The following is a 12723-nucleotide window of genomic DNA, read 5'->3' as shown; positions in this document are numbered from 1 at the left end:
AAACAAAGCCGACCGATAGGTTTTTTTATATGAATAAGACCACTACCTTCCGACAGCTCAATGCGATCGACGCGGTGGCGCGCCTTGGCGGCGTATCCCGCGCCGCCGAGGAGCTGCACCTGACCCAGCCCACGGTATCGCTGCAATTGCGACTGCTCGAAGAGGCCACAGGCACGCCGCTGGTGCAGCGTTCTGGCCGCGGCTTGCTGATGACGCCCGCCGGGGAAGTGATGGCGGGCTATGCCAGCCAGATTCTCAAGCTATGGCGCGATGCGGTGGAGGACGTGGCTGCCTTGCGCGGCGGCATTGCCGGCACGCTTCGCGTCGGCGCGATCACCACCGCCGAGTATTTGCTTCCGCAGATGCTGGTGGCGTTCACCCAATGCAATCCGGATGTGAAGATCGTGCTGCGGGTCGGCAACCGCGAAGAGATCGTGCGCATGCTGGGCATGCATGAGATCGATCTGGCCATCATCGGCCGCCCGCCTTCCGAGCTCAGGACGAATGCGGTGGCCTTTGCCAAGCATCCGATGGCCTTCATCGCCGCGCCCGACCACCCATTGATGTTACGGCGGCACAACACGTTGCACGATCTGCTGGCGGAAAACCTGCTGATCCGCGAACGCGGCTCAGGCACACGCGATACCGTCGAGCGCTTGTTCCGCGAGGCGGGACTGCGCTTGCCGCATGGATCCGAGCTGTCCAGCAATGCCGCAATCAAACGCATGGTCTCCGCAGGGCTTGGCATCGCGTTCCTGTCGCTGCATGCCTGCACGCTGGAGTTTGAAGCGGGACTGATCGGCGTGTTGCCGCTGGCAGGAAATCCGGTGGAGCGCGACTGGTATGTGGCGCACCTGCCGGCGGTCCGCCTGCCGCCGGTCGCGTCGGCATTCCGCGCGTTCCTGGTCGAGAATGGGCCGGAGGAGATCCATCGGCAGCTTGAATCGTTCGATGGCATTCTCAAGCGGCTGCATCAGTCCGAACGTCGGCGAGCAAAGCTGAGGGGGAGCGCTCAGAAATAGGCCGGCACAATCCCGGCCCCTCCGCTCGGATGAAAGGCGAGAAGCCCGTGGCAGCGCACCGTCAACGAGTCCATTGGCGAGTCCATTGGCAAGAGCGCTTTCACGTTGGGATCGCGCCGCCTCCTCCTGATAAATCGCGGCGCAGCCAGCCTGGGCCAGGGCGATCGAGCTTATTGGGAGGGCGTTCCGCAGAGTCTGCCAAGGGGGGCTCGAAGAATCGTCTTTTGTATCGAGTGGCTCGAACTTTCAACGTCATATGCTGTTTTCACCGTGCTGTAATGAAGTCGTGGTGCTGCGACGTATCACCGCATTTATCAACGGACTTTCAGGACTGCCCAAATGAGCTTCATGCGCCCTAAATACATCACCTTCGACTGCTACGGCACGCTGACCAACTTCCAGATGGGTCCGCTGACCCGCGAACTGTTCGCCGATCGCGTTGCCCCTGAGCAGATGGACCAGTTCGTCACGGATTTCACTGCTTATCGCCTGGATCAGGTGATGGGTGACTGGCGTCCTTATGACGAGATCCTCGATACCGCCATCTCCCGCCTGTGCAAGCGCTGGGGCGTGGAATATCGCGACGAAGGACGGCTTTACTACAACGCCGTGCCGACCTGGGGCCCGCATCCCGACGTGACGGCCGGCCTGGCGAAGATCGCCGACAAGATCCCGCTGGTGATCTTCTCTAACGCGATGGACGCGCAGATCATGTCCAACGTCGACAAGCTGGGCGTGCCCTTCCACAAGGTATTCACCGCCCAACAGGCCCAGGCCTACAAGCCGCGCCTGCAGGCCTTCGAATACATGCTCGACAACCTCGGTTGCGGTCCGGAAGACGTGCTGCACGTTTCTTCGAGCTTCCGCTACGACCTGATGCCGGCCGAAGACATGAAGATCAAGAACAAGGCCTTCGTCGCCCGCGGTCATGAACAGCCGGGTAACGCTTGCTACAACTACCGCCAGATCGCCGATATCGGCGGCCTGGCCGGTCTGGTCGGCCTCTGACCAGCACTCGTCGCACCGCCTCGGCAAGAGGCGGTGCGCCGTTATGCCGTATCCCCGGCATGCGGTAACTCTGCCTTATCGAATTTTCCCGAACAGTGGTCCACAAGGTGATCGCATGAGCGATAACGAATCAAAGAATGGTCGGCCGCTACGCAGCGCGCGCTGGTTTCGCAAGAATGATCTGCCTGGCTTCGTGCATCGTTCGACCTTGTCGGCCGCCGGCTGGAGCCGCGAAGACCTGATGGAGCGCCCCGTCGTGGGCATTCTCAACACCTGGTCCGATATCAACCCGTGCAATCTCAATCTGCGCACCCTTGCCGAAGAGGCAAGAGTCGGGATTCTCGAGGCAGGCGGTATCCCGTTCGAGGTGCCGTTGATGTCGATCAGCGAGAACATCATCAAGCCGACCTCCTTCCCGTTTCGCAACCTGCTGGCGATGGAAGCCGAGGAGACCATTCGCGGCTATCCCTTCGATGCGGTGGTGCTGCTCGGCGGATGCGACAAGACGCAGCCGGCACTGCTGATGGGGGCTGCCAGCGCCGGCGTTCCGTTCATATTCCTTGCCAGCGGCCCGGCCACGCCCCGCTCGGCGAGTGGCGGAAATCTGGCGAACGCTACCGGTGTCTGGCGTCTGGTCGACCAACTGCGTGCAGGAGAACTCTCGGAAGGCGATTTCGCCGCGTTCGAGCGAAGCGTGATGGGGACGGCCGGGCACTGTGCAGAAATGGGTACCGCTTCTTCGATGGCGGTCATCTGCGAGGCCCTCGGTGTGTCGCTGCCCGGTAGCAGCCTGGTGCCGGCGGTCGACCGGCGTCGGCATCAGCTCGCCCGCGAGGTGGGGCGTCGTAGCGTGCGCATGGCCGCCGATGGCAGCCCCCGCCCGAGCGAGGTTCTCGATGCGAGAGCCTTTGACAATGCCATTACCCTGCTGTGCGCGGTGGGTGGGTCGACCAACGTCATCATCCACCTGCTGGCGCTCGCCGGCCGCGTCGGCGTACCGCTGACTCTGGAGCGCTTCGACGAGATCGCCAGGCGCGTGCCTCTGATCGCCAACGTCCAGCCCGCCGGTGAGCACCTGACTGAGCGACTGATGGCCGCGGGGGGCGTACCGGCGCTGCTCAAGACCCTCGGGCCCTTGCTGCATCTCGATGCGCGCACCGTCGACGGCCGCACGGTCGGCGCGATTCTCGAGACGGCGGAAGTCTTCGATAGCGATGTGATCCGCCCGCTGGACAAACCGGTCAAGCCTGGCGAGACGATGGTCGTGGTCAAAGGCAACCTGGCGCCGGACGGTGCGGTGATGAAGACCTGTGCGGCGAATCCCAAGCTGTTCCGCCATCGCGGCCCGGCGGTGGTGTTCGAAGACGTGCAGACGATCGCCGACCAGATCGATAACCCTGAACTCGGCATCGACGAGAACAGCGTGCTCATTCTGCGCAATGCCGGTCCCGTGGGCGCGGCGATGCCGGAGTGGGGCATGCTGCCCCTGCCGCGCCATCTGATGGAGCGCGGCGTGCGCGACATGCTCCGGATCTCCGATGCGCGAATGAGCGGTACCGCCTATGGTGCCGCCGTGCTGCATGTTTCTCCCGAGGCTGCGATCGGTGGTCCGCTGGCTCTGGTGCGTGACGGCGACATCATCGAGCTCGACGTCGCCGCGCGGCGACTGGAACTCTGCGTCGAACCGGATGAACTCGAACGTCGGCGCCAGGCATGGCAGGCGCCGCCGTCCCGGCACGTGCGTGGCTACCGCAATCTATATAACCAACACATCGAGCAGGCTCATCTGGGCTGCGACTTCGATTTTCTCCGTGGCGCCAACGAGGACACCCTTCCCGAGGGGCTGTTCGATGGCTGGGTAGGAGGCTGGTAGGACCCTGGTATGAGTATTCTTTATCGATCAGATGCCGCTCGCGCTGCAGCCTGGGCGCGCTACTTCGCCGAGCACGCACCCGACCTCGACTTTCGCGTCTGGCCCGATGCCGGCGACCTCGCCGAGGTTGAATACCTGATCGCCTGGCAGGCACCGGCGGAGTTCATCGCCAGGCTGCCTCGGCTGAAGGTGTTCTTCTCCTCCGGAGCCGGTGTCGACCATGTCGATTTTTCCGCACTGCCCGAGCACATTCCCATTGTCAGGATGGTCGAGCCGGGGATCATCAACGGCATGGTCGAATATGTCAGCCTGGCCGTTCTGGCGCTGCATCGCGACTTCTTCGACTACATGGCGGCGAAGGCGGCGCGCATCTGGGAGCCGCTGGAGGTACCGCCTGCCTCGGCCCGCGCCATCGGCGTGATGGGCATGGGCGCGTTGGGGTGTGCCGTGCTGGAGCGGCTGGCGAGCTACGGCTTCAACCTGCGCGGATGGAACCGCTCCGTGCGTGAGATCGAGGGCGTGGAGAGCTTCGCCGGCCCGGATCAGCTGCAACCCTTTCTCGCGGGGTGCGACGTGCTGATCTGCCTGTTGCCGCTCACCCCGGCCACCAGGGGCATCCTGAACCGCGAACTGTTTTCGCTGCTGCCTGCCGGTGCGGCGCTGATCAATGTCGGGCGCGGTCCGCATCTGGTCGATGCGGATCTGCTCGAGGCGTTGGATTCGGGTCGGCTATCGCGCGCGATTCTCGACGTGACCGAGCCTGAGCCTCTGCCTGCGGAGCATCCTTTCTGGACCCATCCGCGGGTATTTCTGACACCCCATGTGGCGAGCATGACCCAGCCCGAATCGGCTGCGCCGATCCTGCTGGAGAACGTTCGTCGACATCAGCGGGGTGAGCCGCTCGCTGACGTTATCGACCGCTGTCGCGGCTATTGAGGTTAGCGGCCCTTGCATAGGTCAGGACGAATGCGGGGGCCGTCAACTACGAGAATTTGCGGATCAGTTGCTGCAAGCGGTCGCAGGCAGCGGGAACCTGGTGTTCAATTGCCGTCGCGACACCAAGAAGCAGGCCAGACCGTTGCGTGGAGGCAGAGCAGAACCAGCCCGATAACGGTGCGGGCGCCAGCCCGTAGGCATAGGCCTCCCGGGCGATCCTCTGGTCGTCGGCGCCGTCCGGCAGTCTCACCACTACGGCGAGGCCTGCCGCATAGGCCTGGAATTCCCTGGCGTTGAGCGCAGCCAGAAGCGCATCGCTGCGGGCTGCGTAAATGCGCTTCATGCGGCGCAGGTGCCGCAGATAATGCCCATCCCGCATAAACTCGGCGGTCGCCATTTGCACCGCCGGCCCTGGCGCGGAAGCGAGGCAGGCAACGACTTCTTCGAAGCGCGATACCAGGCCAGGCGGCACGACCACGAAGCCGAGCCGCAGCGTCGGACTGAGCGTCTTGCTGAACGACCCGATATGGATGACCCGTCCGGCCCGATCCTTCGATGCCAGTGCGGGAGCCGCCCGGCGCCTGAGCTGGAGTTCGCCAAGGTAATCGTCCTCGATGATCCAGGCACCCGTGCGACTGGCCCATTCGAGGAGTTGCACGCGGCGACCGAGTGATAGTGTGGGGCCCAGCGGCGCCTGCTGACCCGCCGTGACCAGCGCCACCGCGGCATCCGGCGCATGCGCCTGGCCGTAGCCGACGTCGATGCCGTCTTCATCGACCGGGACGGGAACGGTCGTGAGCCGGGACAGTGCCATGGCTCTGCGACTGGGAAGAAATCCCGGGTTCTCGACCCAGGCTTGCCGGCCTTCGGCCTGGATTACCCGCAGCGTGACACCGAGCGCGCCGGTAAAGCCGGCGGTAATGAAGACCTGCGACGGCTGGCATTCCATGGCCCGGGACAATGCCAGGTGCGCCGCGATCTCTCTGCGGAGTTCGTGTTCGCCGCGCGGATCCGGGTAAGTCGCCGGCGCCTCCACCTCGTCACGTGCCGCACGCGATCGCAGCCGTGCGAACAACGGGGCAGGGAAGCAGTCCGATGCCGGCACGCCCATCTGGAACACCGCGGGACCCGGCAGGAAATGCTGGTACAGCGCCGAGCGCAGATCGGTCTCGACCGAACGCGCCTGTTCCGCGTGGGGCCTTGCGGTCGCGGCATGGTCGGAAACGCGGGTGCCGCCGGCGCGCGATGAAACCACCAGTTGCGCATCGGTCAGCCGCTCGTAGGCAGTCTTGACAGTGCCTCGCGCCACGCCAAGCTGGGCAGCGAGGTCGATCCACGACGGCAACCTGGCGCCTGGAACCAGTACGCCGCTCTCGATCGCACCGGTGATACCCAGCCGTATCTGTTCCGCCAGTGAGGTTCCGGACGCCCGGTCCAGCTTCAGGTTCAGCATGCTGGTCATCGCCTCTGGTGCATTCAAAAATTGCGTTTTTGGTTCTTTTTTGTGAACCAGGTGGGGTGCATGATTCTAGCCTCCAAGGAGCCAAACATGAAACTGCAACGCATTCTTCTCTCCCTGCTGGCGGCAACGGGCATGGCCTTTGCGGGGGTCGCAGCGGCGCACGGCGCTGGCGACACGGTGAAGCCCAATTTCTCGGGGGAGATTCCCAATATCCCGGGCAAGTCGCTCATTGCTGTCGAGGTTGTCTATCCGCCCGGCGGTGCTTCGCCGCCGCACACCCATGCCAGGTCCTCTTTCATCTATGCCTACGTCGTTTCGGGCAGCATCGCCAGCAAGGTGAACGACGAGCCGGAACGTGTCTACAAGGCGGGTGAGAGCTTCTTCGAGAATCCGGGCTCCCGCCATCCGGTGAGCCGCAATGCGAGCAAGACCAGGCCGGCAAAGCTGCTGGCCGTGTTCGTGGTCGATACGGCCGACAAGGAACTGACGATCAACGACAACTAGGAGTTCGAAAATGAGACTGGACTACACCAAGGTATCGGCGGGCGGCGTCAAGGCATTTGGCGGCGTATACGGCTATGTCATGCAATCAGGACTGGAAGACGTGCTGGTCGAACTGGTCTATCTGCGCGTAAGCCAGATCAATGGCTGTGCGTATTGCCTCGACATGCATACCCGCGACCTGATCAAGAAGGGCGTCACGCCGGCAAAGCTCGCGCTGGTGCAGGCCTGGCAGGAAGCGGGGCCGTTGTTCAGCGAGCGCGAGCAGGCGGCGCTGGCGTGGACGGAATCCGTCACCCGCGTCGCCGACACCCATGTGCCCGACGAAGACTTCCAACGGGCTGCGGCGGTGTTCAGCGAAAAGGAACTCGCCGACCTCACCATGGCCATCGGGCTGATGAATGCCTATAATCGGCTCGCCATCAGCTTCCGCCGTGCCCCCGAGTCCGCCCTCGCTGCCGCAGCCTGAAGCGGCTGGGGCTCGAACAGCGGGCGGATCTCGATGCCATCGCGGGAGCCACCAACGTGCAATCGACATCCCCAGATCACGTGCCGGGCCATGACGCGCACGAGCGCGCAGGGCAGGCGTCGGGCGACGCCGCCCGGCGCCTGTCCTGGGACGACCTGCGCATCATCAAGGCGCTCAGCGAAAGCGGCAGTCGTGCCATCGCCGCCACCAGGCTCGGCATCAACGTCTCCACGGTGTCGCGCAGGGTAGCGCAGGCCGAAGCGGCGCTGGGCGTGACGCTGTTCGACCGGCGGCGTGCCGGCTACAGGCTCACGGCCGAAGGATTGGAGTTGCGGGCGCTGTGCGAGCGCGTCGAGCTCGATGTCGTCAGCGTCGCCAGACGGGTCTCGCGCGGCCTGCACGGACCGCTGGGGACATTGCGGATCACGACCAGCGATTCTCTGTTGCTGTACTTCCTCACACCCATCATCGCGGCCTTCAAGGCGCGCAATGCCGCGGTGGCAGTCGAGGTGCTGGTCGGCAACGGCGCCTTGAACCTTGCCCGCGACGAATCCGATATTGCATTCAGGGCGACCCGGCGCCCGTCGGAAAGCCTGGTCGGTCGCAAGCTGGCGACCATCGCGTGGGCGCCGTACGGCTGTGCGACGCAGTTCGGCCGCAACATGCCCGCGGCCGAGGGCCTCTACGATCGCGCGTGGGTGTCTTATGCAGGCCAATTGTCCGGTCTCAAGGCATCGCAGTACGTCGAGCGTCGCGTCGCCGCCGGCAAAATTTCCTACCGTTCCGACTCCGTCGCAGCGGTCAGCGCGGCCATCGCAGCCGGGCTCGGCCTGGGCTTTCTGCCGTGCATGCTGGGAGATATCATGCCCGGGCTGGTGCGCGTCGGCCCGGTCGTGCCCGAACTGCGGGATGAACTCTGGCTGCTCACCCATCCGGATATCCGAAGGTCCCGGCGCGTCCAGGCATTCATGAGCTTCTGCGCGGCCGCTGTCGCCCAGCGCAAGCCATTGATCGAGGGCCGGGAGCCTATCCGCGACGCGTAGACCGAAGCCCCGCCACCGCGGTCAGGCTGCCGTCGCCGGCCTCAGCACTGCCTTGCAGGCGATCTCGATCAATTGCGGTGCCATGGCCAGTCTGGAAACGCCGATCAGATTGCTTGCGCACTGCGGCCGTTCGGTACCGTACGCCTCCTTGCGCACCGAGCCGGCGGCAGCGAATGCCGCATCCACGTCCAGCACATACAGCGTTTCTTCGACCACGTTGTCGAGTGTGGCGCCGAAGCGCGCAAGAATGCCCGACAGGTTTTCGTAGGTGGCGCGCATCTGGGCTTCCATCATGGAAAAATCGCGCGGCCGGCCGCTTGCGTCGAGGGATGCCGGTGCCACCAGGTTGCCGCTGCTGTCGTGGCTGAGCTGGCCGGAAACATAGATATCGTTGCCCACCTGCACCGCCTGCGCATAGCCGTACGCCTCTTCCCACGGGACACCCCAGTAGGTCGCCTTCTTGTCGATGGAACGCGCATTGCCAACCATGATCTGCTCCTTGGGCGAAGGACCGCCAGGGAGCGACGATCCAGCACCCAGACTAGCATTGCGAGGCGATCCGATGCGCGGCATTTGTGCGTTTTCAACGCGCAAAAATGCCATCCGATCTCCTGCGCCGGATATCCGGCTGTCGAAGGATGAGTGATCCAGATATGGGATGAGGTGTCTGGTTTTTGTGGTCTACCGCGCGTATCCGGAACGGTCTAACGTTCACACCAAGCGTCCGGCGCTCTTCCATTCATCCTTCTGGAGCAATCAATGACCACCATCTGGGATCCGGTCCGCGTAGGGCGCATGACCCTGAAGCATCGACTCGCGATGTCTCCGCTTACACGGAGTCGCGCGCTAGCCGATGGCACGCCCGGACCGCTGGCTGCCGAATACTATGGGCAACGGGCCTCGCTTGGACTGCTGATTACCGAGGGCACGCAGCCATCGGAGGACGGGCAAGGGTTTCCCAATTCCCCTGGCATCCATACCGAAGCGCATGTTGCCGGCTGGCGCAAGGTAGCCGATGCCGTGCACGCCAAAGGCGGCCACCTGTTCATCCAGCTTATGCATGCAGGCCGCATGTCGCATCCGGCCAATACACCGCACGGCCGGCAGGCCGTTGCGCCATCGGCAATTGCGCCGAACGTCGAGCTCTACACTCCCTCGGGCATGCTGCCGGTTCCGGTGCCGCGTGCCTTGACGCAAATGGAGTTGCTGGCCACCGTTTCCGACTTTCGACGTGCTGCCGCAATGGCGGTAGCTGCGGGAGCCGACGGCGTGGAAATCCACGGCGCCAACGGCTACCTGATCCAGCAGTTCCTCGCTCCCAACGCCAACACGCGCATGGACAACTATGGCGGTTCGATCCCGAACCGGATCCGGTTTGCGATGGAAGTAGCGGCCGCGGTATCGGCCGAGATCGGCGCCGATCGTACCGGCATCCGCCTGTCGCCCGGCTCGCGCCTGGGTGGCATCGACGAGGGCGAGCATTATGGCGACGTATATCGCCATCTGGTTGGCGAACTGGCGAAGCTCGACCTTGCCTACCTGCATCTCGCGCACGGCGGTGACGAGCCATTGCTGAAGGACATTCGCGCCATGTGGCGCGGAATACTGCTTGTCAATCGAATCAACCGGCCGATCGCTTCCGTCGGAAAAGATATTGAAGCAGGACTGGCGGACATGGCCCCGATTGGCCGATGGGCGCTTGCCAATCCTGATGCCGTGGACCGGCTTCGCGCCGGCGAACCGATGAATGAGGCCGACCAGGTGACGTTCTACGGCGGCGGGGCCGAGGGCTACACCGACTATCCCAGGATGGCCACGGCGAACGTTGTGGCCAATGTCGCCTGATCGCGGGCGATCTGGTCGATAGAGAGAACGGAGACCCGTCCGTTCCGGATACGGGCGCCAGAATGGTGCTCCCTATGGAGCGTTGAGCCATCCAGCGGGATGGCTCTTTTTTCTTCTTCGCCAATCCGCGTGGCCACGTGACAGGGCGGGTTCGATCCGTCGCGGCAACGGATTGACGGAATCATTCCGCCGCAAACAGCTTGCGCTCAGGAAACGCGTTGCTCAGATAATCGATGAAGGCGTTGACTTTTGAACTCGAGAGCCGTCGGGATGAATGCAATACCCACAACTCGATGGGGCGGTCCGGGACAGGACCCCATATGTTCAATGCTGCCCTGTCTACGCAAGGTAAGCTCAGCAACGAGCGCGGTAGCAGGCCAACACCGGCACCAGCCAGCACCGCATCGCGAACCGGAATAAGCGAGGACATGCGCAGGCGTTCCCGGGGATTGAGCGTGATCTGGCGGCCTTCGTGCGTGAAGATCCAATGCCCGCTGTCGAAGCCACTGGCAAGCACCACGGCCGGCACGTCGAAGACATCGCCGTCCTGACCCTGCGGAACGGGCATGGAGGCGGGCGCGACCACCAGCATCTCGTCACGCGCAAAACAGCGACCCACCAGCATTTCGTTGGGCCGTGGATTCACCCGAATGGCCACATCGTAGTTCTCTTCGACCAAATCGACATTCCGGTCCTCGGCGTTGATTTCCAGCACCACATCGGGGTAGGCCCTGGCGAAGCCAGCGGCAAGCTTGCCGATCATGGTGTGGGAAAACAGCACCGGCGCGCTGATGCGCAGGCGTCCTCTGGGAGTCGACAAGCCTGTTGCGGCAAGGTCCCCGGCTTCCAGGATTTCGGCCACGAGCGGATGCGTGCGTTCGTATAGCGCGCGGCCTGCCTCGGTGAGCTTGAGCGAGCGGGTGCCGCGCTCGAACAGCCGTACACCGAGGCTATCCTCCAGATCCATCACGCGCCGGGACAGCGTCGCCTTGGGGCGGCCGCTGTATCGGCTGGCCTTGCCGAAGCCTCCTTGCGCAGCAACGAGATTGAAGTCAGCCAGGGCCGCCAGATCCACGGTAGGTCCAATGTTGAGCTTGTTGCCAAATCTTACCTTCCTTGTCCAGCAAATGAAAACGTTGTGCGGGTGCTTCAATGCCGGTGGGATCCGGACTGCGATGCCTGCGACGATCCGGAGGCCTTCACGTCAGGCACCGTGATGGCGACCACCTCGGTGGCGAGGATCTTGTGGCCGGGATCGGCCAGCTCCAGGCGCAGCCTGTGTGGCCCCGGCGTGAGCCCGACCACGATGATCGGATCCTCGCTCGTATGGGCCCAGGTGCCAGGAGTATCGTCAACCGTCACGTGCAGGTGCCCGATGCGAGGCGAGATCCCGGCGGCGGCATTGCCGAATACCGGCATGACGCGGAAATTCTCGGTGCGAAACTGGACGATGACGACGCCGCGCGCGAGCGGCTCGGGCAGCGCCGCGTAGGGCAGCAGCTTCGGTGCCGGCTCGCTGCCGAGGGGAAGGATGGCAGGCGGGCGGCTGGCGTCTTGTGCGGGTTGCGCGGAGGCGCTCGCACAGAATGCGGCTGCAATGCCAGCGGCTGAAAGGGACTTGAGGATAGGGTGCACGGCGTTTTCCTTTGATGCGGAGGGTTGCCTCCACACGCACATCCGGGCGGATGTGAGGTGCGATTTCAGGATAGGGCTTGCATCTGAACACGCCGCGGCGGCGGGCTGTCGGGCGTTTTGTATGACAACGTAGCGGCGCAACCCGCTGATACGAACGAATACATTAAGTGCCGCGGTTCGCTACAGCCGGGATACATCCGCATCGTTCAATGCTGCTCAGGCAACGTATATCCGCTGCTTGCATATATCCCAACCCGAACGGAGGACACTCCCAAATGAATCTCGCGAAGTTTGCAACCGCCGCCATGACCGTCGCCTGCCTTGCCGCAACGATCCACAACGCCCACGCACAAGCACCGGGCATCCATCGGGCCGACCTGGTCAGCCATGAACTCAGCGTCGCGGGCAAGGAAGGCATTCAGGTGCGCGTGGATTTTGAACCGGGCGCGTTTGCGCCCAGGCACGCGCACCCGGGTGAAGAGATTGCCCATGTATTACAGGGCAGCCTTGAGTATCAGCTTGGCGATCAGCGGCCGGTGACGCTGAAGGCCGGGGAATCGCTGTTCATCCCGGCAGGCACGCCGCATTCAGCACGGAATGTTGGCAGCGGCCTGGCATCGGAATTGGCAACCTATATCGTCACGAAGGGTTCGCCGCTGGTGGTGCCTGCGAAATAGGGTTCCCGGCCTCTGACCGGGAGGGGGTGGAGGACTTGTGGTTCCACGGGTCGTTTCACCCTCCGTATTGGCGTCTACCTGGCGGCGCTGTGCAGCACGGCATTGCGCCGCGCATAGGCGAAGTAGATCACCAGCCCCAGCGCCAGCCACACCAGGAAGGCGGCCCAGGTCAGCGCCTGCAGGTGGGCCATCAGGAACAGGCAGAAGCCGATCGACAGCAGCGGCACCACCGGCACGCCCGGGCAGCGGAAG

General features: G+C 63.8%; 14 protein-coding genes. 9 read left to right on the top strand and 5 right to left on the bottom strand.

Annotated features, from left to right (window positions below; all coding sequences use genetic code 11):
• The first annotated feature begins 29 nt into the window (after positions 1-29).
• The 4 genes from MKD38_RS23420 to MKD38_RS23405 all read left to right on the top strand — a co-directional run bounded on the left by MKD38_RS23420 (position 30) and on the right by MKD38_RS23405 (position 4839).
• Positions 30-1022 carry a LysR family transcriptional regulator gene (locus tag MKD38_RS23420; protein WP_252680527.1) on the top strand — a complete coding sequence of 331 codons (993 nt, stop codon included), beginning with the start codon at positions 30-32 and terminating at the stop codon, positions 1020-1022.
• A gap of 339 nt (positions 1023-1361) precedes the next feature.
• Positions 1362-2030, top strand: coding sequence for a haloacid dehalogenase type II (locus tag MKD38_RS23415; protein ID WP_252680525.1), 669 nt, complete (start codon positions 1362-1364; stop codon positions 2028-2030).
• A 115-nt stretch (positions 2031-2145) separates the two neighbouring features.
• On the top strand, positions 2146-3903 hold the full coding sequence (locus MKD38_RS23410; RefSeq protein WP_252680523.1) for a dihydroxy-acid dehydratase: 1758 nt from the start codon (positions 2146-2148) through the stop codon (positions 3901-3903).
• A gap of 9 nt (positions 3904-3912) precedes the next feature.
• Complete coding sequence (locus tag MKD38_RS23405) at positions 3913-4839, top strand: 2-hydroxyacid dehydrogenase (protein WP_252680521.1); 927 nt, start codon at positions 3913-3915, stop codon at positions 4837-4839.
• A 46-nt stretch (positions 4840-4885) separates the two neighbouring features.
• On the opposite strand, the gene pdxR is transcribed toward MKD38_RS23405, so the two are convergent.
• Positions 4886-6301 (bottom strand): MocR-like pyridoxine biosynthesis transcription factor PdxR, encoded by a 1416-nt coding sequence (gene pdxR / locus MKD38_RS23400; RefSeq protein ID WP_252680519.1) that lies wholly within the window; start codon positions 6299-6301, stop codon positions 4886-4888.
• A gap of 87 nt (positions 6302-6388) precedes the next feature.
• Between pdxR and MKD38_RS23395 the strand changes: the two genes are divergently transcribed.
• From MKD38_RS23395 to MKD38_RS23385, 3 genes are read left to right on the top strand one after another with little or no spacing between them, the layout of a single operon-like run.
• Positions 6389-6805 carry a cupin domain-containing protein gene (locus MKD38_RS23395; RefSeq protein WP_252680517.1) on the top strand — a complete coding sequence of 139 codons (417 nt, stop codon included), beginning with the start codon at positions 6389-6391 and terminating at the stop codon, positions 6803-6805.
• A 10-nt stretch (positions 6806-6815) separates the two neighbouring features.
• A complete protein-coding gene (locus MKD38_RS23390; protein ID WP_062799049.1) occupies positions 6816-7271 on the top strand; it encodes a carboxymuconolactone decarboxylase family protein in 456 nt (151 codons plus the stop codon).
• Positions 7272-7327: 56 nt separating this feature from the next.
• Entirely contained in the window at positions 7328-8314 is a 987-nt protein-coding gene (locus MKD38_RS23385) for a LysR family transcriptional regulator (RefSeq protein WP_252680515.1), read from the top strand.
• Positions 8315-8335: 21 nt separating this feature from the next.
• Here MKD38_RS23385 and MKD38_RS23380 read toward each other — a convergent pair whose 3' ends face one another.
• Positions 8336-8917 (bottom strand): Rid family hydrolase, encoded by a 582-nt coding sequence (locus tag MKD38_RS23380; RefSeq protein ID WP_252680513.1) that lies wholly within the window; start codon positions 8915-8917, stop codon positions 8336-8338.
• A gap of 156 nt (positions 8918-9073) precedes the next feature.
• Between MKD38_RS23380 and MKD38_RS23375 the strand changes: the two genes are divergently transcribed.
• The gene (locus tag MKD38_RS23375; protein WP_252680511.1) at positions 9074-10159 is read left to right on the top strand and encodes an alkene reductase; all 1086 of its coding nucleotides are present in this window, start codon (positions 9074-9076) and stop codon (positions 10157-10159) included.
• 181 nt (positions 10160-10340) lie between these two features.
• Here the strand turns inward: MKD38_RS23375 and MKD38_RS23370 are convergent, their stop codons facing one another.
• Positions 10341-11234 carry a LysR family transcriptional regulator gene (locus MKD38_RS23370; RefSeq protein ID WP_252680509.1) on the bottom strand — a complete coding sequence of 298 codons (894 nt, stop codon included), beginning with the start codon at positions 11232-11234 and terminating at the stop codon, positions 10341-10343.
• A 74-nt stretch (positions 11235-11308) separates the two neighbouring features.
• Positions 11309-11794 carry a DUF6130 family protein gene (locus tag MKD38_RS23365; RefSeq protein ID WP_252680507.1) on the bottom strand — a complete coding sequence of 162 codons (486 nt, stop codon included), beginning with the start codon at positions 11792-11794 and terminating at the stop codon, positions 11309-11311.
• A 275-nt stretch (positions 11795-12069) separates the two neighbouring features.
• Between MKD38_RS23365 and MKD38_RS23360 the strand changes: the two genes are divergently transcribed.
• The gene (locus MKD38_RS23360) at positions 12070-12471 is read left to right on the top strand and encodes a cupin domain-containing protein (protein ID WP_252680505.1); all 402 of its coding nucleotides are present in this window, start codon (positions 12070-12072) and stop codon (positions 12469-12471) included.
• Between the two features lie 74 nt (positions 12472-12545).
• Here the strand turns inward: MKD38_RS23360 and MKD38_RS23355 are convergent.
• The coding region (locus MKD38_RS23355; protein WP_305882533.1) for an amino acid permease C-terminal domain-containing protein at positions 12546-12723 on the bottom strand (178 nt) is incomplete at its 5' end.

This window comes from Cupriavidus sp. WGlv3 (genome assembly GCF_023952475.1).
GTDB lineage: Bacteria > Pseudomonadota > Gammaproteobacteria > Burkholderiales > Burkholderiaceae > Cupriavidus > Cupriavidus phytorum.
This window is presented reverse-complemented; position numbering and strand designations above follow the sequence as displayed.

Coding starts and splice junctions, on each gene's coding strand:
- MKD38_RS23420 (WP_252680527.1), top strand. CDS start 30: ATGAATAAGACCACTACCTTCCGACAGCTCAATGCGATCGACGCGGTG.
- MKD38_RS23415 (WP_252680525.1), top strand. CDS start 1,362: ATGAGCTTCATGCGCCCTAAATACATCACCTTCGACTGCTACGGCACG.
- MKD38_RS23410 (WP_252680523.1), top strand. CDS start 2,146: ATGAGCGATAACGAATCAAAGAATGGTCGGCCGCTACGCAGCGCGCGC.
- MKD38_RS23405 (WP_252680521.1), top strand. CDS start 3,913: ATGAGTATTCTTTATCGATCAGATGCCGCTCGCGCTGCAGCCTGGGCG.
- pdxR (WP_252680519.1), bottom strand. CDS start 6,301: ATGACCAGCATGCTGAACCTGAAGCTGGACCGGGCGTCCGGAACCTCA.
- MKD38_RS23395 (WP_252680517.1), top strand. CDS start 6,389: ATGAAACTGCAACGCATTCTTCTCTCCCTGCTGGCGGCAACGGGCATG.
- MKD38_RS23390 (WP_062799049.1), top strand. CDS start 6,816: ATGAGACTGGACTACACCAAGGTATCGGCGGGCGGCGTCAAGGCATTT.
- MKD38_RS23380 (WP_252680513.1), bottom strand. CDS start 8,917: ATGGCATTTTTGCGCGTTGAAAACGCACAAATGCCGCGCATCGGATCG.
- MKD38_RS23375 (WP_252680511.1), top strand. CDS start 9,074: ATGACCACCATCTGGGATCCGGTCCGCGTAGGGCGCATGACCCTGAAG.
- MKD38_RS23360 (WP_252680505.1), top strand. CDS start 12,070: ATGAATCTCGCGAAGTTTGCAACCGCCGCCATGACCGTCGCCTGCCTT.